At 61.0% G+C, this 18807-nt stretch carries 20 protein-coding genes; 9 read left to right on the top strand and 11 right to left on the bottom strand.

From position 1 onward, the window contains the following. Window position 1: 1 nt before the first annotated feature. The 10 genes from ACVWXE_RS01390 to ACVWXE_RS01345 all read right to left on the bottom strand — a co-directional run bounded on the left by ACVWXE_RS01390 (window position 2) and on the right by ACVWXE_RS01345 (window position 7565). Entirely contained in the window at window positions 2-313 is a 312-nt protein-coding gene (locus ACVWXE_RS01390) for a DUF6825 family protein (RefSeq protein ID WP_414343148.1), read from the bottom strand. A gap of 142 nt (window positions 314-455) precedes the next feature. Then, window positions 456-1181 carry a phycobilisome rod-core linker polypeptide gene (locus ACVWXE_RS01385; protein WP_414349917.1) on the bottom strand — a complete coding sequence of 242 codons (726 nt, stop codon included), beginning with the start codon at window positions 1179-1181 and terminating at the stop codon, window positions 456-458. Between the two features lie 58 nt (window positions 1182-1239). Continuing rightward, window positions 1240-1881: a HEAT repeat domain-containing protein gene (locus ACVWXE_RS01380; RefSeq protein ID WP_414329023.1), complete on the bottom strand. Its 642-nt coding sequence runs from the start codon at window positions 1879-1881 to the stop codon at window positions 1240-1242. 64 nt (window positions 1882-1945) lie between these two features. Then, entirely contained in the window at window positions 1946-2716 is a 771-nt protein-coding gene (locus ACVWXE_RS01375) for a HEAT repeat domain-containing protein (RefSeq protein ID WP_041436319.1), read from the bottom strand. A gap of 73 nt (window positions 2717-2789) precedes the next feature. Then, entirely contained in the window at window positions 2790-3059 is a 270-nt protein-coding gene (locus ACVWXE_RS01370) for a phycobilisome linker polypeptide (protein ID WP_011432575.1), read from the bottom strand. Window positions 3060-3374: 315 nt separating this feature from the next. Beyond that, window positions 3375-3905, bottom strand: coding sequence for a phycocyanin subunit alpha (locus ACVWXE_RS01365; protein WP_457385328.1), 531 nt, complete (start codon window positions 3903-3905; stop codon window positions 3375-3377). A 98-nt stretch (window positions 3906-4003) separates the two neighbouring features. After that, entirely contained in the window at window positions 4004-4522 is a 519-nt protein-coding gene (locus ACVWXE_RS01360) for a phycocyanin subunit beta (RefSeq protein ID WP_457385326.1), read from the bottom strand. Window positions 4523-4917: 395 nt separating this feature from the next. After that, a complete protein-coding gene (gene trpA / locus ACVWXE_RS01355; RefSeq protein WP_457489394.1) occupies window positions 4918-5733 on the bottom strand; it encodes a tryptophan synthase subunit alpha in 816 nt (271 codons plus the stop codon). Window positions 5734-5794: 61 nt separating this feature from the next. Then, a complete protein-coding gene (locus ACVWXE_RS01350) occupies window positions 5795-7210 on the bottom strand; it encodes an ABC transporter substrate-binding protein (protein WP_457489393.1) in 1416 nt (471 codons plus the stop codon). A 139-nt stretch (window positions 7211-7349) separates the two neighbouring features. Next, entirely contained in the window at window positions 7350-7565 is a 216-nt protein-coding gene (locus ACVWXE_RS01345; protein ID WP_011430147.1) for a hypothetical protein, read from the bottom strand. 28 nt (window positions 7566-7593) lie between these two features. Between ACVWXE_RS01345 and ACVWXE_RS01340 the strand changes: the two genes are divergently transcribed. Continuing rightward, window positions 7594-8442 (top strand): class I SAM-dependent methyltransferase, encoded by an 849-nt coding sequence (locus ACVWXE_RS01340; RefSeq protein WP_011432568.1) that lies wholly within the window; start codon window positions 7594-7596, stop codon window positions 8440-8442. Between the two features lie 8 nt (window positions 8443-8450). Here ACVWXE_RS01340 and ACVWXE_RS01335 read toward each other — a convergent pair whose 3' ends face one another. Beyond that, window positions 8451-9239: an amino acid ABC transporter ATP-binding protein gene (locus tag ACVWXE_RS01335; protein WP_011432567.1), complete on the bottom strand. Its 789-nt coding sequence runs from the start codon at window positions 9237-9239 to the stop codon at window positions 8451-8453. A gap of 263 nt (window positions 9240-9502) precedes the next feature. Between ACVWXE_RS01335 and ACVWXE_RS01330 the strand changes: the two genes are divergently transcribed. The 8 genes from ACVWXE_RS01330 to ACVWXE_RS01295 all read left to right on the top strand — a co-directional run bounded on the left by ACVWXE_RS01330 (window position 9503) and on the right by ACVWXE_RS01295 (window position 18788). Continuing rightward, window positions 9503-10540, top strand: a complete 1038-nt coding sequence (locus ACVWXE_RS01330; protein WP_414373172.1) for an amino acid ABC transporter substrate-binding protein — start codon at window positions 9503-9505, stop codon at window positions 10538-10540. 108 nt (window positions 10541-10648) lie between these two features. Continuing rightward, complete coding sequence (locus ACVWXE_RS01325) at window positions 10649-11821, top strand: amino acid ABC transporter permease (protein ID WP_457489392.1); 1173 nt, start codon at window positions 10649-10651, stop codon at window positions 11819-11821. Window positions 11822-11824: 3 nt separating this feature from the next. After that, a complete protein-coding gene (locus ACVWXE_RS01320) occupies window positions 11825-13033 on the top strand; it encodes an amino acid ABC transporter permease (protein ID WP_457489391.1) in 1209 nt (402 codons plus the stop codon). A gap of 158 nt (window positions 13034-13191) precedes the next feature. Continuing rightward, complete coding sequence (tatC, locus tag ACVWXE_RS01315) at window positions 13192-13974, top strand: twin-arginine translocase subunit TatC (protein ID WP_457443282.1); 783 nt, start codon at window positions 13192-13194, stop codon at window positions 13972-13974. Further along, window positions 13964-14578: a nucleotidyltransferase family protein gene (locus tag ACVWXE_RS01310; RefSeq protein ID WP_414349906.1), complete on the top strand. Its 615-nt coding sequence runs from the start codon at window positions 13964-13966 to the stop codon at window positions 14576-14578. The genes tatC and ACVWXE_RS01310 overlap by 11 nt, the downstream gene beginning before the upstream one ends. After that, entirely contained in the window at window positions 14565-16013 is a 1449-nt protein-coding gene (locus tag ACVWXE_RS01305) for an NAD(P)/FAD-dependent oxidoreductase (protein ID WP_457385313.1), read from the top strand. The genes ACVWXE_RS01310 and ACVWXE_RS01305 overlap by 14 nt, the downstream gene beginning before the upstream one ends. A gap of 85 nt (window positions 16014-16098) precedes the next feature. Next, window positions 16099-16989, top strand: coding sequence for an LmeA family phospholipid-binding protein (locus tag ACVWXE_RS01300; protein ID WP_457385312.1), 891 nt, complete (start codon window positions 16099-16101; stop codon window positions 16987-16989). A gap of 224 nt (window positions 16990-17213) precedes the next feature. Beyond that, window positions 17214-18788, top strand: a complete 1575-nt coding sequence (locus ACVWXE_RS01295; protein WP_457489390.1) for a hypothetical protein — start codon at window positions 17214-17216, stop codon at window positions 18786-18788. Window positions 18789-18807: the final 19 nt, after the last annotated feature.

Below are 18807 nucleotides of genomic sequence, written 5' to 3'. Positions count from 1 at the left end.
TTCAAGCGTTTCGACTCCGGTACTTCTGCAACTCGGAGCGCAGCTGCGCCACTTCCGCCCGCAAGTCGTCCAGAGTTGCCTGCAAATCTTCTGTCTGGAAAGGCAGCGGCACCCTTTCCTGGGCGGCCATGGATGCTTCTGCCTCAGCCCGGGTCATGACATCCTGGGCAAAGGTTTGCCAGCCCTCCTGCAGCTCAGCCCACACCTTGCCCACTTCCCCGGCAATATCGGTGAGGGCGCTTTCCAAACGCTCGCGCAGAACGTCTGCCACAGCCTTGCCGACAAAAAAAGCCTGCACAACCGGATTCTTCATGCGACCCAAGTGTTAAGAAGCATCACCAGGATTATAACGAATCTTGCCCCAGGCACAGCGGCAGGCCGACCCATCCGAACAGCCTCGGATCGATCGGCCCGGCAGAGCCCGCAAAGGGTTGTCCCCGGAAGCTTGCCCAGTCCTAGCGGCGGCTGGTGGTCATGTCCGGGATCTTCAGATCGAAGACGCTGATGTTTTGCCGTGCAGCCGGCTTGGGATTGAGCATGCGGGCCATGTTGAGGAAGTTTTCTGGATCCCCGGGTTTGGGAGGACGGGTGAGACGATAGGTGCGCACCACTTCCCGCGTCGAGCGCTTCACGCCGGAGACATCGCGCCAACGAGCTCCATAGCGGGGGGTTACCAGGTTGGCGGGCTTTTCCGACAGGCGACGGCGTTGGTAAGGCACCACATCGTCCCCAAAGGCGGCATTGTACTCTTCGCTATCCACCACAGCGTCGATGAAGCCATCTAGCCCCTTGGTGGCAACGATGATGGAGTACTTGATGCGCTCCTGTTGGCTGTAGGTGGGCCGACCCAAAAAGCGCTGGAAGGTGACCTCGATGAAGCGGTAGTTGTCGTTGGGAACCATGACCAGATCCCGGTACACCTCCGACTTGCCCAGGCCGCGCACAAACTCTTTGACCGAGATTGCCCCGTTGCGCAATTGGGACTCCAGAGCTTTTTGCCGATAGCTCTCCAGCATCAGATGCTCGCTGAAGATCTGGCGATAGGCGGCGCGAATGATGTTGTCAATTCCTGTCGGGTCGTCAGGACGGTAGACCGGCGGGGTTTCGTCGCTGGCTACAAAGTAGCGAGGCACCCGTTCATTTTGGGTGGTGGGGCGATCGGCAAGCAACGGAAGGGACATAGATGGTGCTCCTAAAAAAACGAGAAAAACTTAAGAAAAACACAGTGGGGCAGGGAAGCTAAGGCTCAGCAGCCAATTCCTGCCAGCTCATCTGGGCGCGGAGAGGGATCAGAGGATCGGCATCTTCCAGGGCCATCTGGAGCGCAGCCTCGACTGAGGGGCGCAGAGATTGTTCACCCTGGCGAGCCAAGTCCGTCAGGGATCCAACGGCGGCGTAGCGGACTCCCCAATCGGCATCGGCAAGACATTGCCGCAACAGTTGCAAGGCTCGCTCTTGATCGAGCAAGGGCCGCTTGGCCGCCACTCGTCCTAGCCCACGGGTCGCCGCCCGTCGCACACTGGGGGCAAAGTCCGCTACAATGGCTTCCGCCAAAAAGGGGTAGGCATCCCCATGGCCAATGCGGGCCAGAGCCCGCACCGAATAGGCCCGCGCCCCATAGTCAAAACCGTCAATATGGCTCAGCAAGGGCTGCACCGCGGCTTCCCCAAAGCGCAGCACCTCCTCCAGAGCAGCCTCCCCAACTGCAGGGCGATTAAACCCAAAGGCGCGAATTAAGATGGGGATCCCTTCCACTTGGCCCAAAGCGCCCAGCGCCCTCACCACCCGCAACAATTCCTCAGGCGACGTGGCCTGCTCCAATTCTGCTGCCAGTTGAGCCACAGCAATGGGAAACGCTTGAGCAGCCGAGGCGGAGGACATAGGCAACGAATAGTCAAAGGTACACTTGAAACCGCTGATCAAAGGCACTGAGCGCCCCAGGATCCTAGAAGAGCTTCTCCAGTTGCGGCAGGATCACCGCCGTCACCTGAGCCAGCGGCACCCACCCCAACTGAAGCGCCACATCGAACAGCCGCTTCAGAGCATTGATGCGCAGGTTGAGAGCCACGTCGGCTGTGGCTAGCAGCGGCGCCCCCGCCACCCATCCCGATTCGGCCAGGTCGAACAAAGCGGCCTGTCGTAGGCTGGAGTTGGAGTGGGCCAGTAGCGCCACCAGGATTTGGGTCAGCTCCTCGGCTTGCGTAAAGCGATAGAGCACCCAAGCCGCTGCCGAACGCACCCGCTCAGAGGGATGGTTCAAAAAGGGCCGGATCGCTGCCTCAGCCTCGGTGGCCTGAAGCTGACCCAAGGCCTCGATAAGGGCTTCCCAGGGCTGCTCCTGCTCGCGGGACTGCAACAGTGCCAGCAAGGGATCCACCGCTCGCTTGTCCCCCAATTGAGCCAAGGCATAGGCAGCCTCTTCCCGCACATGAAAGTCGGTACAAGTGAGCGCCTCGATCAAACCGGGCACGGCCCGCGCATCCCCGATTTGCCCCAGGGCCTTAGCGGCATTGCGGCGCAGAGGATAGCCCCCCAAGGCAGTGCGATCCCGCTCATCCTGCAACGCCAAAAGCAGCGGCTCTACCCCCCTTGGATCCCGAACTGTGCCCAGGTACCAGGCAGCATAGTACCGATCTTGCAAGTCATCCCCCTGCAGCCGGGCTATCGCCTGCTCCCAAGTGAGCTGCTGCGGCAGCACCGCTGTGTTGGATGCCATACGAACCGTTGCAGAGCTGTTCATGACACCTGGGCAACCTTGCCGGTAACTTCAGTCGGCCGTCGGGCCTCCCTCACTCAGCAGCGCCGTTGCCCTGAGCGGGAGAGGCATTGGCTCCCGACAAGGCAGTGACCTGCACGATTTTGCCACCCATCCGCAGAATGCGCTGCATCTCGGCAGACAACCGACTGTAGGGAACGGTGGTGCTCAGGGTGCTGCGGCGAACTTTGGCAGAGGTGGCCAGAGCATCGGGCGGGTTGAGCAGACCGGTGTACTCAACTCGGTAAACCCGGCTGCCGGCTTCTGTCAGGGCTTCAGGGCTGGTGGTGCTTTGACCAAACATCGCTTTCCCCAGGTATCTATGAGACTTCGTTTGGAAGACAGGCAAACTGACCAGCGAACAAGCCGTACCGGCTATTCTCGCGAACCAGCACGCTGCCGTTGGGCAATGCCTACAATCCAAAGGCTAACTACCCCAGACTGGAGAGCAGGCGACCAACCCAACCGGCTTAAGAGAAGCCAAGGCGCCAAACCAACCTGGAAACAGGTGGAATAGACCTCTTTGGAGCCGTCGCCTGCTCTGGAGAGACACACAATTGGAAGACAAAGAAAGAGATCGTCCACTCCCAACAAGCAGGGATCTCTGCCCTGGGATCCCCTAGCTGAGGGCGTTGATGGCGTAATCGAAGTAGATGGCAGCTTCGTTGGCCGCTTGACCGCTCAGCATGCCCAGAGCGCGGCTCTTCATGTACTGCAGAGCCACGATGTACCAGCTGGGAGAGAGGTTAAAGGAGCGGTTCACTTCCCGCAGTCCGGCCACCAGGTATTCATCGAGGGGGCCGGTGCCACCTGCAACCAGAGAATAGGTAATGAAGCGGAGGTAGTAGCCGATGTCGCGGGCACACTTGGCTTGAAACACATCGCCGTGGCCCATTTCACCCGGCTGAGTCAGGTAAGGGAACCTCTTGAACACTTCCTGCACCGCTTCCCGCACCAGGGTTTGCTGATTGTTGGTTAGGACACGGGCCGCTTCCAGAGAAGCAGCAGCACGCTGGTAACGACCATTCACGGCCTGCAGCTCGCTGGCATTCAGAAAACGCCCTTGATTGTCAGCGGCAGCAATCGCTTCAGTGATGACGGTTTTCACCTTGCAACTCCTAAATTCATCAATTGTGTTGTTAACGAACATTCTGTAGGAAAGGCGGACTGGATCTCCACCTGCCTATCAGAAATGAAGGGATCTAACCGATCTAAAAAGGGACGACTAAGCCAGCTTCGACCCAAAGCTCAAACGATGGCGGCAGCAGCCTTATCGAAGTAGCTGGCCACTTCGCTTTGCAGCGCAGAGCAGTCGCCAGGGGTGATGCCCTTCGGATCCATGATCTTGGCCAGCGCTTCCTTCTTCATAGCAGCAATGGCATTGGCCACAGAAGTGGTGGGCACCCCCAGAGCAATGTAGGTTTCCCGCAGGCCGTTCAGGCAGCGATCTTCCAGCACAGAGCTATCCCCGGCCAAGGTGGCATAGGTGATGTAGCGCAGGATGATCTCCATGTCCCGTAGGCAGGCAGCCATGCGGCGGTTGGTGTAAGCATTGCCGCCGGGAGCGATCAGATCCGGCTCTTGAGCAAACAAAGACCGAGCTGCGTTGGTTACGATTTGGGCGGCGTTGCTGGTCATGCGGTTGACGGCATCCAGGCGCTTGTTGCCCTCTGCCACCAAAGCCGCCAGACGGTCAAAGTCTTGGTCACTTAAAAAGGCACCGCGTGCATCTGCCTGAGCGATCACCCGGGTAAAAGCATCTTGCATGATGGATCTCCTTCTGGTCTTTCCAAAAAGTGGTGAGCGACTGGCTGAACCTCCCAAAAGCCGAATCCCAAGCTTTTTTGCGGGATCCTCTTTGACCCCCAAAAATCAAGGATTCCGTGGCAGCAGACCCCCCACCGAACCCCTAAATTTTTAGATAGGTCAAGAACCTCTGCGACTTTCAGACAGCCGAGCATCCAGCCTAATTTTATATCGCGGGATGGATGAGTGTTTTGTGAAGATTTACAAACCCATCGATACCAAAATGTCTGCTTAGCCTGGGATCCCCCGACTGTGGGGCGCAGCAGGGGGGAAATGGGTCTGCGGGCTGGCTTACGGAATGTAAACATTTGTTTTGAGATGGAAGCAGTCTGAGTGGGCACCTTCCTGAACAGAAGTTAACACTCTGGAGGGGTCACCTCTTGCAGGGCCGCTTTGAGGGCTCGACAAAAGTGAGCTATTTGTTGCAGTCCTTCTTCAGGCGTGGGGGCTTTGGCCAGCCGTTGCACAAATGCGCTGCCCACAATCGCCGCATCTGCTCCCCAGAGAGCGATCTGGCGGGCCTGGTCGGGAGTGGAGATGCCGAAGCCCACCCCAATCGGCAGGGGGGTTTGTTGGCGCAGTTGCTGCAGCAAAGCCGGGATCCGCTTTTCCAGGGTGGCCCGTTCGCCGGTAACGCCGGTGGTGCTGACCAAGTAGACAAAGCCACTGGACTGCTGGGCAATGCGGCGCATGCGCTCCAGGGGGCTGGTGGGGGCCACCAGCAGGATGAGGTCGATCTCTTCGGCCTGGGCTGCTTGTCGCAGGGATCCCGCCTCTTCCAGAGGCAGATCGGGGACGACCAAGCCGGCACAGCCGGCCTGCCGCAGTTGATGCAGAAAGTTGGGGATGCCGAGCTGGTGGATGGGGTTGTAGTAGGTGAACAGGATCAGGGGGGCCTGCAGCGAGAGACAGCGCAAGCCTTGTAGAATGGCGCCCAAAGTGACTCCCCGACTGAGGGCGCGGGTGGCTGCTGCTTGGATCACCGGCCCATCCGCCAAGGGATCCGAGTAGGGTACCCCCAGCTCGATGAGATCGGCGCCACTCTGATCCAGAACCTGCAAAGCCTCGAAGGTCGTCTCCAAGTTGGGATCCCCAGCGGTGAGGTAGGGGATGAGGGCCTTTTCACCACGGCTGCGCAGCGCCTGAAAGCAGGCTGTGATCCGAGTGGGCATGGGATCCATTCGATTCTGAGGAGATTGAGAGCATCCCCCACTGTAGCGTCTGCCGGGATCCCTAGGGGAGAGGCACAAAATCGTAGCCGGTACCGGAGCGGTTGCCGGGCTCAACCCGCACCAGCACATGGGGAGCATTGCGGTCGCCGGAGGGCAAGAAGCGCACTTCTCCGGAAGCGCCGTCCGGCAAGCGGAAGTTCGGGTCGCCCAGGGCGGCGAGAACAGTGCTGCGGCTGGGGGATCCCTGCTGGATGGCTCGCAAAAAAGCCCGGGTGGCGTCGTAGGCCAGAGCGGTGCGCCAGCTCACCTGCCCTCCCCAGAGCTGGGCTGCCTTCTGGGCAAACTCGCGGTTGCGCGGCACCTGGGGATGCCAGGGTACCGCCACCACCAAGCCCTCTACCGCTGCTCCCCCTTCTTGCAATGTGGTGAGGCTGAAGAGCACATCGCCGCCCAGAAGAGCAAGGGGCTTACCAGCTACAGCGTTCTCGCGGGCTACGGCCAGCGCTTTTTCGGCTACGGAAGCCGTGGGAGCTAAAAAAGCTACCTGGGCTCCTTGGCCGACGGCCCTTTGCAGGCTGGCCTGGGGGTTGAAGTCCGACGCCGATAAGTCGAACTCCGCCAGCACGATGCCCCCTTCGCTGGTCAGGGTGGAGGCAAAGGCATCGCGCAAGCTGGAGCTGTAGGCGCTGTTGGGGTTGTAGAAGATGGCCACCCTTTGCAGCCGCAACGTGCTGAGAGCATAACGGGCCAGTTGTGTGCCGGCCACTTGATCCGAGGGCACGGTGCGAAAAATGGCATCCCCCAGCATGCTGATGCGAGTGCTGGTGGAGGTGGAGGAGATCATCGCCAAGCCGGCAGGCTGATAAACCTCGGCTGCAGCCAGGGTGGCATCGCTGGTGTTATGGCCAATCACCCCCAAGATCTCAGGCTGCGCCACCAGGGCTTTGGCCACCGCTGCTGCTCGCTCAGGGTTATCGCCATCGTCGGCAATCACTACCCGCAGCAGCCGTCCTCCGATTCCCCCCTGTTGGAAAAGCTCCTCCTGAGCTTGCGCCACCCCGCGCAGGGTCTCTTTGGCGCGGTTGGGGTTGCTGGAGATGGGCACCACCACCGCCAGGCTCAAGGGACTGCCCTGCTGCTGGGCACGGGCATTGTTCAAGAAAATGCGAGCTTCCGGGTCGTTGCGGTTGCTTTGCAGCCCCATCTCCAACACCGGGATGGCTGCGCTGAGGTTACCTTGGCGCAACAGCTCTGCAGCGGCAACGGCAGCGGGACTGCTATCGGCAAACAAGGTGCGCTCGCCGCTGGTCAGGAGCAGATCTTGTGCTCCACCCCCCAACCCTGGCAGCGATACTGGCGGTAGAGAAATGCCTTCCGGCCAGCGAACATAGCCCGCCTGCCAAGCGCGATGACCGCCCCAGAGTAGCAATAGCCCCAAGGCAATGTAGACAATGGGTGGTGGAGACTTGGCAACCATATATCACACTATAGAGAGAGAAAACGCTAGCTTTTGGCCAGCAAAGACACTGCTTGTATCCTCAGGAATCCTCAAAAGTCATCTTTCCAAGGATCTCTAAGGATCTCCGACTATGCATCAGCATGAGTGCGGGAGTATGTCACGGATCGGGACGGTAGGAAGGGCTGTTGCGGTATTGGCGCTCTAGCTGCTCCACAATGGAAATGGGAACGGATGAGGTCTCGGAGGGCTCTTCTGGCGAGGTGCCGATCTGCGTCTCGGTCTCCACATTGAACTGCCGAGATGTTGCCCAAACCACTGCTGCAATCAGCAAAAGGACGATAGCGGCACCGTAAAGAAAGGCGACGATGGCCATCGGGTCAATGGTTTAGCTTTCCCCTTCCATGATAAAGGCTGTCGAGAATTACCCACTTCAGGATCCCTTGGAGCAAGCCCTATGGGACTGGCACCGAGGAGAGGCCAAGGGATCCCTTCTCTTGCATGCCTACGGCCTGGAGGGGATCCCGTTGGCGGAAGAGCCCCAGGTGGTCTCCCCAGAGGTGTTCTTCACCCAGGAGCTGCCGGAGGTGGAGGCCATGGCTTTGGATCTATGCCGCGGTCGGGTGCTAGACATCGGCGCCGGTACGGGCCGCCACAGCCTGCTGCTGCAGGAGGAAGGATTGGCCGTGGCCGCTTTGGATCGCTCCCCGGTGGCGTTGCAGATCATGGCAGAGCGGGGGGTGCGCTGCCGCATTGCCGCCGATCTTTTCCACTGGGCGGGGCCAGGAGAGCCCTTCGATACCCTACTCCTGCTGATGAACGGCGTCGGCTTGGCGGGATCCCTGTCGGGCTTGGAGCGTTTTTTGCGCCTGGCTCGCCACTGGGTTCAGCCCACTGGCCAGTTGCTCCTGGATTCCACCGATTTGAGCGATGCCAGCGACCTCGCAGATCTGCGGAATCTGCCGGCAGAAGAGGGAGGGCGTTTAGAAAACTTGGAAGATCCCTCTGGCAAGCTGGCCGCTCCTGCCCACCTCGAAGCAGGTGGCTCAGAAGATTGGCAGGAAGGGAGCGAGGCAAAAGCCAAGGTAGTGAACTTTGTAGCCGAGTACAACGGCCAGCGGGGGGATCCCTTTCCCTGGCTATTTGTAGATCCGGAAACCCTGCTGCAGTGTGCCCACGCCAACGGCTGGCAGGGGCAGATTGTCTATCAAGAGCCGGAGGGGGCTTTTCTGGCACGCCTCACCCCCTTCTGAAGGACTCGCTAGTGGGAAAGGATCTGGGATAAAAACAGGCGGGAGCGCTCTTCTTTCGGATTGCTGAAAAACTCTTGGGGGGTGTTTTCCTCCACGATCTTGCCGCGGTCGAAGAAGATAATCCGATCCGCCACCTCGCGGGCAAAGCCCATCTCGTGGGTTACACACACCATGGTCATCCCCGAGCGGGCCAACTCCCGCATCACGTCCAGCACCTCCTTGATCATCTCTGGATCCAAGGCCGAGGTGGGCTCATCGAAGAGCATCACCGCCGGATTCATGGCCAAGGCGCGGGCAATCGCCACCCGCTGCTGCTGCCCCCCCGAAAGTTGCCCCGGGTATTTTTCTGCTTGCTCGGCGATCCCCACGCGGCTTAGCAGTTCCATAGCCCGCTCTATCGCCTCACTTTTTTTCATCTTTTTCACGTGGATTGGGCCAAGGGTTACATTTTGCAAAACCGTGAGATGGGGAAACAGGTTGAACTGTTGAAAAACCATGCCCACCTCGCGGCGAATGGCATCGATGTTGCGCAGGTCGCTGGTTAGCTCAATGCCATCTACCACAATGCGCCCTCTCTGGTGTTCTTCTAAGCGGTTCAACGTGCGAATAAACGTTGACTTGCCCGAACCTGAAGGCCCACAGACCACCACCACCTCTCCGCGGCGGATGCGGGTGGTAATGCCCTTGAGGACGTGGAAATCGCCGTACCATTTGTGAACATCTTCGCATTGGATAATGTCAGCGCTGGCTGCACTTTGCGGAGAGAGTGAAGACCTTATGTGCGGGGATCCTTGCATGGGTGGGTGACTCCCTAAGTTTCACCAAAGCAGGCATGGGTACCATGGCAGAACTGGCCGAGCCACAACCGTAGCCTCTGCAACATTTCCATACGCCCTGACATGTAAGGCTTTGAGAAAATCGTAGGCGCCTATGGCAAACCATTCTATGGGGTGTGGGGTGTGGCAGGAGTGTAACCCAATGGCACGGTATCTCGGTTGAAGTGCCGTGTATGAACGACTGTTGACGACGAAGATCTTGAGGATTGACATGGGGTAATTTTATGAACTGGATAAAGCATTTGAACGGATTGGCTCCCTTGGCCGGGGCACTGGCGTTGTCTATGGGCCTGCAGTCCCTTCCCGCTTGGGCGCAGCTGGGGCCGCTCACCGACCGCATCAAGGCTCGGGGCGAGTTGATCTGTGGGGTAAACAACCAACTGCCCGGATTCGGCAACCTGGATGACCAAGGCAAGTATGTGGGTTTTGATATCGACATCTGCCGGGCAGTAGCTGCCGCTCTCTTTGGAGATCCGGACAAGGTTCGATACGTCTACCTGACGGCGGCCAATCGCCAGTCTGCGATTCAGTCGGGCGAGGTCGATATGATTAGCCGCAACACCACCTGGACCCTCACCCGGGATCGCGAGTGGGCGGTGACCTTCGGCCCCACCACCTACTACGACGGCCAAGGATTTATGGTGCGGAAGTCGCTGGGGGTGGAAAAGCTGGAAGACCTGAACGGGGCCACCATCTGTGTGATTGCCGGCACCACCACCGAGCTGAACTTGGCGGATACCTTCCGCGCCCGTGGCATTGCCTTTACGCCAGTAACCTTCGACGGCGATGATTCCTCTTTCAACGCCTACGAAGAGGGCCGTTGCGATGCCATCACCAGCGACCAAAGCGCCCTCATCTCCCGCCGGGCCAGCTTGGCTTCTCCCGACGACCACGTGATCTTGCCGGAGGTGATCTCCAAAGAGCCCTTGGGGCCGCTGGTTCCCCACGGAGATGAGAGTTTCTCCGACATTATGAACTGGACGGTCTACGCCCTCTTCTATGCAGAAGAAAAGGGGATCACCAGCGCCAATGTGGACGAGTTCCTCAAGTCCGAGGATCCCGACATTCGCCGCTTCTTGGGCCAGGAAGGCAACCTGGGAGAGCTGCTGGGCCTGAAGCCGGATTGGGTGGTCAATGTCATCAAGGCGGTGGGCAACTACGGCGAGATCTTCGACCGCCACCTGACCCCCTTGGGCGTGCCGCGGGGCTTGAACCAGCCCTACACCAAAGGCGGGATCCAGTACGCGCCGCCTTTCCGCTAATCGCAAATCCGGGAGCCATCGCCCCCCCTGGGACAGGGAGCCCGGTTGGTCAGTACCGGCCAGGGATCCCTTGTTTCCTGTCATACTTTGGATTGTTGCCTGCGCCCCATGACTGCACTGTCTGACCAGCCCCACCTTCGCCCCCCCTGGTGGCGGGATGAGCGTATCCTGAAGCTCTTGCTGCAGGTGGCCTTTGTCGTGGCCGTGCTGCTGGTGTTCGGGATCCTCGCCCAAAATCTCCTCGCCAGCCTGCGCCGCCTGGGCATCAGTTTGGGCTTTCGCTTTCTGGGCAACTCCGCCAACTTTGGGATCACCGAGGGGCTGATCCCCTACGACCCTTCCGAGAGCTACCTGAAGGCGCTGGTGGTGGGGGCGGTGAACACCCTCTGGCTGTCCGCGGTCAGCATTGTGTTGGCGACGGCGATGGGCTTTGTCTTGGGGATCGCCCGCCTCTCCAGCAACTGGCTGGCCCGCCAATTGGCTACCGTCATCACCGAGATCTTTCGCAATGTCCCGGTGCTGCTGATCGTGATCTTCTGGTACCAGGGGGTGATCCTCACCCTGCCGGGGGTGCGCAACAGTCTCTCCATCGGCGGGCTTGTCTTTATCAACCAGCGGGGAGTGAAGCTGCCCGGGTTGGATCCCAGCGGCTGGCTGGTTCCCGCGCTGGCCATTGTAATCGCGGCTGGGTGGGGGATCCGCAAGCTGCTCCTAGTCTGCCGACCCGAGCTGGGATCCCGGCAGCGGAACCTGTGGGTGGCTGCGGGGGTGGCGCTGCTGGCGGTGGCCTGCTGGGTGCTCTTCCCAGAGCCGCCGGTGCGGCTGGATGTCCCGGTACTGGAGCGCTTTAACTTCCGGGGTGGGATCCAGCTTTCGGCGGAGTTTACCGCCATGATGCTGGGCTTGGTGACCTACACCGGCTGCTATATCGCCGAAGTGGTGCGCGGATCCTTTTTGGCCGTACCGCGGGGGCAGTGGGAGGCGGCCCGGGCCGTCGGCCTGTCGGAGCTGCAAACCTTTCGCTTGGTGATTGTGCCCCAGGCCCTGCGGATCATGATCCCCTCGTTGAACACTCAGTATCTCACCCTGATCAAAAACTCCAGCTTGGCCATTGCCGTTGGCTTTTCCGATCTGTTCAACATCAGCAGCACCATCATCAATCAGTCGGGACGTTCGGTGGAGATGTTCGCCATCCTCATGGCCACCTACCTGACCTTTAACCTGGTGGTTTCCTACGGCATGAACTGGCTCAATGCCCGCGTCAAATTGGTGGAGCGCTAACCCATGCCCAGCAGTCTCTCCTCTCCGCTTATAGAAGAAGAAAAGGTACTCCCCCCCAGGGAGAAACAAAGTCCTCTGGCTTGGGTGCGCCGCAACCTGTTCGACTCCTGGCTGAGCACCTTGCTCACCTTGGTCTCTGCCTTGGTGTTGGCCTGGGCAATTTCCCTGTTCTGGAACTGGGCGTTCACCCAAGCCCGCTGGGAAGTGATCCCGGCCAACCTGAAAATCTTTGCCAGCGGCACCTACCCCAGCAGCCAACTGTGGCGGGTGTGGGCGGTGCTGGGGATTGTACTGGCCACCCTAGGGGTAGCGGGGGGGACTTGGGGCGGTGTGCTGCTGCACTACCTCATTCTCTTGGGAGCTGCTATGGGCTTGGCCGCTTTCCTGCCTTTGGGAACCCAGTCGCAGGGGTGGCTGGCGGTTTGCTCTGGCGTCACTTTTGCCGCTATTGCCCTCAGTCGGGGACGGGAATCCTGGCGGCTGGCTTCCATCTGGGTTTGGGCCCTGATCTTGCCCCTCTGTCTGCAGCTGCTGCTGGGCGACCTGGGCCCCCCTTGGCCGGCAGTGCGGGCTGAGCAACTGTCTGGACTGCTGCTGACCTTGATCTTGGCGGCAGCCGCCATGATCATCGGCTTCCCCATTGGGGTGTTGCTGGCGTTGGGCCGGGCCAATCGGGCGTTGCCGGTAATCCGGATCTTCTGCACGCTGGTGATCGAGCTGGTGCGGGGGGTGCCTCTGACCACCATTCTGTTTGCCGCCTGGCTGTTGGTGCCCTTCTTTCTGGGGGGGATCAGCGTCAACCTGATCATCAGGGCGGAGGTGGCCTTCATCTTGTTTACAGCCGTGTACGTGGCCGAGGACGTGCGGGGCGGCCTGCAGTCAATCCCGCTGGGCCAGCTGGAGGCGGCACGGGCGCTGGGCTTGAACCCCTTTCAAGTGACCGCTTTGGTGATTTTGCCCCAGGCACTGCGGGCAGCTGTTCCGGCGCTGGTGAACGAGTTCCTCACCCTCTTCAAAGACACGTCGCTGGTGTTCATTGTCGGCCTCATCGACCTGCTGCAGGCGGGGCGCGTGGTGTTCACCAACCCCAACTGGCTAGGCACCCAGCGGGAAGTGCTGTTTTTTATCGGCCTAATCTACTTCATCTGCTGTTTTGCCATGGCCTATGCCGCCCAGCAGGTGGAAAAGGCGCTGGGCTTGGGCAAGCGCTAGAAATTGCAGCCACTCCCCTTCCCCGTCCCCTCTGCTCAGACCCCAAGACCCCCTTAACAGGCCAGGGCTACATCCCCCTATAGCGGCTCGACAAGTGCTTTTCCCTGGAGAGGGGGCAGCGCTAAGATAGCGGGGAACGTCTCGTTACACCTTGGCCCATGACCCTTGCCTCTGAGACCGAGTCCCCGGAGCAAGCCGCGGCGGCCCCTGAGCCTGGTCGGGTGCGGGATCCGGAGTTTCCCTACGAGGTCGAGATGACCTTGATGGAGCACTTGGAAGAGCTGCGCAGCCGCCTGTTGGCCAGCGTGATCGCGGTGGTGATCTGCATCATCGCCTGCTTTGCCGTGGTGAACCGCATTGTCGCCCTGCTGGAGGTGCCCGCTCGGGGGGTTACCTTTTTGCAACTGGCGCCGGGGGAGTATTTTTTCGTTTCTGTGAAGGTGGCGGCCTACTCGGGGCTATTGCTGGCCACACCCTTTTTGCTCTACCAAATTGCCCGCTTCGTCTTGCCGGGGCTGAGCGTGAAGGAGCGCAAGCTGCTGGGGCCGGTGGTGCTGGGATCCAGCCTTCTCTTTGTGGCCGGCTTGGTCTTTGCCTACTATCTCCTCATTCCGGCGGCGCTTAACTTTTTCATCCGCTACGGCGAAGGGGTGGTGGATCAGGCTTGGTCCATCGACCGCTACTTCGAGTTTGTGCTGCTGCTGTTGTTCAGTACCGGCCTGGCCTTTCAGGTGCCGATTTTGCAGGCGCTGCTGGGGGCGCTGGGGCTGGTGACTGCCGAGCAGATGTTCAAGGGCTGGCGCTACGTGGTTCTGGGCGCGGTGGTGGCGGGGGCCATTCTCACCCCTTCGACGGATCCCCTCACCCAGAGCCTTTTGGCCGGGGCTGTGACGTTTCTATATTTGTTTGGCATTCTGCTGGTGAAGCTCCTTGGCAAATGAGCCGAAGCTGCATGCGCTGATCTTGGCGGCTGGGTTTTCCACGCGGATGGGAGAGCCGAAAGCCTTTCTGCCCTGGAAAGACGGGCAAACCCTGTTGTCTTATCAGATTTTCCAGTGGCGACAGGCGGGGTTTCAACCCTGGGTGGTGCTGGGATCCCAGCATTTGGCGGCAGCCCAACCCCACTTGGCAGGGGCAGAGGTGCTGGTCAATCCGGCTCCTGAGCTGGGCAAGACCCACTCCATTCGGGTAGGGGTGGAAGGGATCCCTGCCGATTTTCAGGTGCTGGCCATTTCGGCGGTGGATCAGCCCCGCCCGGCGTGGATCTACCACAGCTTGCTGGAGTACCATCTGCGCCATCGCGCTTGGGTTACTGTGCCGGTGCATCGAGGGCGACGGGGGCACCCTACCCTGATCGACAGGCGCTTGCGGGAAAAGCTGTTGGATCTCCGAGAAGAAACCCTGGGCCTGCGCCGGTTGTTGCAGGATCTGGGCAGGCGGGTACAGGAGGTGGAGCTCTACACTCCCGAGATCTTCCTGGACTGCAATACCCCTGCCGATATGGAGGCCGCTGCTGCCGGTTGCGACAGCGTTGCCCAGGAGTGAGGGGATCCCCTTCAGCACTTGTCCTGCGACCGGTCGCCTCAGCGGTACCGAGCACTTCGGCGTTGCCCAGCAAGATGTTCTTCCCATTGCTCGTATGAGAAAGGGCCTTTATCCTGCCAGCACCTACGATCCTGCCTGCCCGGTCGGCAGCTACTGGGACAGCACGATAGCAGATCCCGGCTGGCGGCATCCGGCACCTTTGCAGGAGCAGGTGGGCGCGGAGGTGGTCATTGTGGGGGGAGGATTGACGGGGCTATCGACGGCTCTGCACCTGGCCCGCGACCATGGCATTTCTGCCTGCCTGCTGGAGGCGGGATCCCTGGGTTGGGGGGCCTCGGGACGCAACGGTGGCTTTTGCGGGGTGGGGTCGAGCCACCTTACCCACACCCAGATGGTGCGGCGGGTGGGGCTGGCGGAGACGGAGCGCTACTATCGGGATCAATGGCAGGCGGTGGAAACCGTTCGGGAGCTGGCGGCCAGCGAGGGCTTCTCCCTAGAGGCCCAGGGACAGGGCTGCTACGCAGTGGCCCATCGTCCCCAGGCGTGGTCGGAATTGGAGGCCGAGTACCTGATCTATACTCAGGTGGCGGGCTACCCGGCCCAGCTCCTCAACCCCAAAGAGCTGCGGGAACGCGGCTTCAACAGCCAAGAGAACCACGGTGCTTTGCACATCGGGGTGGGGTTTGGCCTCAACCCCCTCAAGCTCACCCAAGGACTGGCCCAAGCGGCCCACCGGTGGGGGGCGAAGCTGTACAGCGGCAGTCCGGTCACGGCCTGGGAAAAGGTGGGATCCCAACACATCTGTCACACGCCGGGAGGAACGGTGCGCGCTCGGCACTTGGTCATTGCCACCAATGGCTACACCCCAGAGGCCCTGTATCCCCAACTGGCGGGATCCCTGTTGCCGGCACTGTCCAACATCCTGGTCACCCGACCTCTGACGCCTCAGGAGCAGAAAGCGCAGGGGTGGTGGGATCCGACGCCGCTCTACGACATGCGGCGGCTGCTGTTCTATTACCGTCTGCTGCCGGATGGGCGCCTGCTGTTTGGGGGGCGGGGCGGCACCCGCGATACCCCGACGGAGCGACAGCAGTTGCGCACTTGGATGACCCGACAGCTCTATCGTCTTTTCCCTGCTTGGGAAGGGGTGGAGATCGAGTACGCCTGGAATGGACTGGTCTGCCTTTCTCGGCAGTTTCACCCCCACATCGGCCCTTCGCCGGCGGATCCCAGCCTATGGTACGGCTTGGCCTATCACGGCAGCGGTGTAGCCACGGCGGTGTGGGCGGGCAAAATGCTGGCCCAGGAGATTGCCGGGATCCCTTCCCAGATGAGCGCTCTGTTTCGCCAGCCGCCCCGCGCTTTCCCTTTGCCCTGGCTACGGCTTCACTATCTGCGGCTGGGGTATCTCTGGTGGCAGTTGACGGATGGATAGCCTCTCCAAGTGTGCGGGGGATCCCTCTGTTCGGCGGAGAAGTCCTGCCCTAGTCTGGTCGTAGTTGGGTGGAAACCATCGCTTGTTGTTGCTCCTGAGGTATCCAGTGCTGCTCACGTCTTGCCATCGGCCTGCTCCAGATCCGTCTCCTCTCGAAGCCCAATCGGCAACCTGTCGCCGTCAACGGCTCTCGCAAGCAGGGCAGCGGCTGGGGTTTGCTCTGCTGCTCAGCCTACCCACCATGTTTTGGCCTTGGCCCCCCGGATTTGCCCAGATTGCCGGATCCCTTCTCAGCCCCTTGGTGGCCGCTTGGATCCGTTCTGAGGTGCAGAGGGTCGATAACCTGCAAGTGCAAATTGTCGGCTCTGACGCCCAGATTTTGAATGGGCAGATCCCTCAAGCCCAGGTGTCGGGAGACAACCTCAGCTATCAAGGCTTTCAGGTCAGCCATCTGCGGCTGCGGGGCCAGGATATTCGCCTCAATGTGGGCGAAGCCATCCAGGGACGGAGCCCACTGCGGCTATTGGCCCCTGTGCCGGTGCAGGTGAGCTTGCGCCTTACCGAGGAAGACCTGAACCGCACCCTCCAGGCTCCCCTCATCCAAGCCCAACTGGCTCAGGCCCAGGTGCAGTTGCCCGTTGGGGGCCAAGTGGTGCCTTTTCTTATCCGCCAGCCTCAGGTCACGCTGGAACAGGGTCGGCTGCGCATCCAGGCTAACCTGACCACTCCCGAAGGGGTGGAAGCGCCGGTGACGGTGCTGACCGGCCTAGAAGCCCAAGGTCCCAACCGGTTGCGGCTGGTCAATCCCCTCTGGGTGAGCGAAGGCCAAGAGATCCCCATCCCCGGCCTGGCCGATTTCCCCATTCAGTTGGATCCCGGCGTGCGCATTGACCGCCTGGAGGTGCAGCCCGGCCAAATCCTCTACGAAGGGATCCTGACCATTTACCCAGAAGTCGCAACCGTGCCGCAGGGATAGTTCGCCTGGGCAGGACGGAGACCTTTCCCGTTCAGCAACGGGTGTGATCGGGATCAATCTCAAAGGGTGTGCCTCTGGGCGAGGATCCCTCTAGCAACCGGAGGGAAAGGGATCTTGCTGGCCGTTTGCGTTGGTGCCCCGTCGGGAACCGCACCGTCCACAAGACGAGAGCGGCATCGACTCCCTTCGGTAGCCGGGCAGGAGTGGTGTATTGAGGTGAGATCATGATCCAGCCATCCAACTGCAAACTCGACCCCTGGGTCGCGGTAGCGGTGCGGAGCACTTGCGGCTGGGCGCTGCCCCTGATCTTGTCGGTCGTTTTTTTGGGGGGCTGTGCTGGCGACCCAGTTTCCACGGTGCCTCTGGACGGCACGGCTGCCGGCACCCGCACGGCCACTCCTGAGGGCCGAACCTTCTCCGATATCTCGCCCGGTCGGGAGCCCCGTCTGAAGCATCTTTGGGCCAGCTTTGTCATCAGCCCCCAGCAATTGCAATCCGCCCGCGAGGCTTCTGTCTCTCTCCATCCGCAGGCCATTTTTCCCTGCACCGACTGCGAAAGCCTGCCGGGATCCCCGCCCCCCACTCCCCCTTCCCGCGCTCTGGGCACCTATCGCCCTGACCAGCTCACCTTCTCCTTCCGGGTTGAGCCCAACGAGACGTCCACCCGCCTCAGGGGTAGCTTTCACCTGGATACCACCACGCCTCTGATCCACCCCGGCGCAGGGGTGCGCTTGGTAATCCAACGGGCTTTCTGGGGGGAAGACCCGCTGGAACCGCTGCCACCTCCCCAGGACTTTCACCCTCAGCAGATCATCCGAGGCCAGTTCCAGGAGCGCAGTTGGATCCTCCCTTTCTCCCTGCCGCATCCCCCTGCCGGTGAGGTCTTGCCGCCGCTGCGGCTGGAGGTTGTTCTCACCTCGCCAATCCCACCTGACTCTGCCCCCTTTCAACGGGGTAGGCCGCTGCCGCCACCTCCGGGCCGGCTATATCACGGGGCTGCTTGGCCGGGCATTCCCACTTGGGATCAGCTCTTGTCCTACCGCCAGGCCATCGGTCAACCCCCCGCCTGGGCAGCCGTGGATCACCTCTGGGATCCCCGCCAGGACTTTCCACAGCAGTTGGCCAGTCGCCTGCGGGAAAGCGGCTCAGTCCCCTACCTGCGCCTGCGGCTAGATCCAGCCCAACTTTCTGCCTTGGCCAATGGGGATCACGATGAGACCTTGCGCTCTTGGGCCCGCGGGATCCAGCGCTTTGCCACCCCCATCATCCTGGCCGTCGTTGTTGGCGACGGGGATCCCGTTCGCGGTAGCGGTGCGGAGTCCTCCCTGCAACAACGGGCCTACCAACACCTGATGCAAACCCTGCGCTCTGTTCGCGTTAGCGGGACGGAGTCCCCGGCCAATTTGCTCTGGGTGGTGGAGCTGGACGGAGAAGATGCAGAGGCCGTGTCCGCCTGGGCTAACTTCCCTGGGATGGACTGGCTGAGCCTACAGGTAACGGGGGATCCCGCCGCTTTTGAACCGCTGTACCGCCGCCTTGAGGCCCTCAACCCGGAAGTGCCTGTGGTGATCCGCGGGCCAGCTCTGGGCTCGGAAGCCTCTCAACCTCTGCTGGCAGCCCTAGAGGCCCAACGCTGGCCTCAGGTGATCGGCTGGAGCTGGACTTTAAGCCCGGACGGGATCCCTCCTGCAGCAGCACAGGATTGGCGGCAGCATCTGCAACAGGGGGATCCCCAGATATGGCTGGGGGAAATGCGGGTGCAGCCCCCGCCCAGCCCCCTTCCCTCGCCCAAGCCTTGAGAAAGGACGACCTGTCTGG

The organism is Thermostichus sp. MS-CIW-41 (genome assembly GCF_054058915.1).
Note: the sequence above shows the minus strand (reverse complement) of the source record. Positions and strands in the feature narration are given on the sequence as shown.

Coding starts and splice junctions, on each gene's coding strand:
- ACVWXE_RS01390 (WP_414343148.1), bottom strand. CDS start 313: ATGAAGAATCCGGTTGTGCAGGCTTTTTTTGTCGGCAAGGCTGTGGCA.
- ACVWXE_RS01385 (WP_414349917.1), bottom strand. CDS start 1,181: ATGTCCCTTCCGTTGCTTGCCGATCGCCCCACCACCCAAAATGAACGG.
- ACVWXE_RS01380 (WP_414329023.1), bottom strand. CDS start 1,881: ATGTCCTCCGCCTCGGCTGCTCAAGCGTTTCCCATTGCTGTGGCTCAA.
- ACVWXE_RS01375 (WP_041436319.1), bottom strand. CDS start 2,716: ATGGCATCCAACACAGCGGTGCTGCCGCAGCAGCTCACTTGGGAGCAG.
- ACVWXE_RS01370 (WP_011432575.1), bottom strand. CDS start 3,059: ATGTTTGGTCAAAGCACCACCAGCCCTGAAGCCCTGACAGAAGCCGGC.
- ACVWXE_RS01365 (WP_457385328.1), bottom strand. CDS start 3,905: ATGTTCGTTAACAACACAATTGATGAATTTAGGAGTTGCAAGGTGAAA.
- ACVWXE_RS01360 (WP_457385326.1), bottom strand. CDS start 4,522: ATGCAAGATGCTTTTACCCGGGTGATCGCTCAGGCAGATGCACGCGGT.
- trpA (WP_457489394.1), bottom strand. CDS start 5,733: ATGCCCACTCGGATCACAGCCTGCTTTCAGGCGCTGCGCAGCCGTGGT.
- ACVWXE_RS01350 (WP_457489393.1), bottom strand. CDS start 7,210: ATGGTTGCCAAGTCTCCACCACCCATTGTCTACATTGCCTTGGGGCTA.
- ACVWXE_RS01345 (WP_011430147.1), bottom strand. CDS start 7,565: ATGGCCATCGTCGCCTTTCTTTACGGTGCCGCTATCGTCCTTTTGCTG.
- ACVWXE_RS01340 (WP_011432568.1), top strand. CDS start 7,594: ATGATAAAGGCTGTCGAGAATTACCCACTTCAGGATCCCTTGGAGCAA.
- ACVWXE_RS01335 (WP_011432567.1), bottom strand. CDS start 9,239: ATGCAAGGATCCCCGCACATAAGGTCTTCACTCTCTCCGCAAAGTGCA.
- ACVWXE_RS01330 (WP_414373172.1), top strand. CDS start 9,503: ATGAACTGGATAAAGCATTTGAACGGATTGGCTCCCTTGGCCGGGGCA.
- ACVWXE_RS01325 (WP_457489392.1), top strand. CDS start 10,649: ATGACTGCACTGTCTGACCAGCCCCACCTTCGCCCCCCCTGGTGGCGG.
- ACVWXE_RS01320 (WP_457489391.1), top strand. CDS start 11,825: ATGCCCAGCAGTCTCTCCTCTCCGCTTATAGAAGAAGAAAAGGTACTC.
- tatC (WP_457443282.1), top strand. CDS start 13,192: ATGACCCTTGCCTCTGAGACCGAGTCCCCGGAGCAAGCCGCGGCGGCC.
- ACVWXE_RS01295 (WP_457489390.1), top strand. CDS start 17,214: ATGATCCAGCCATCCAACTGCAAACTCGACCCCTGGGTCGCGGTAGCG.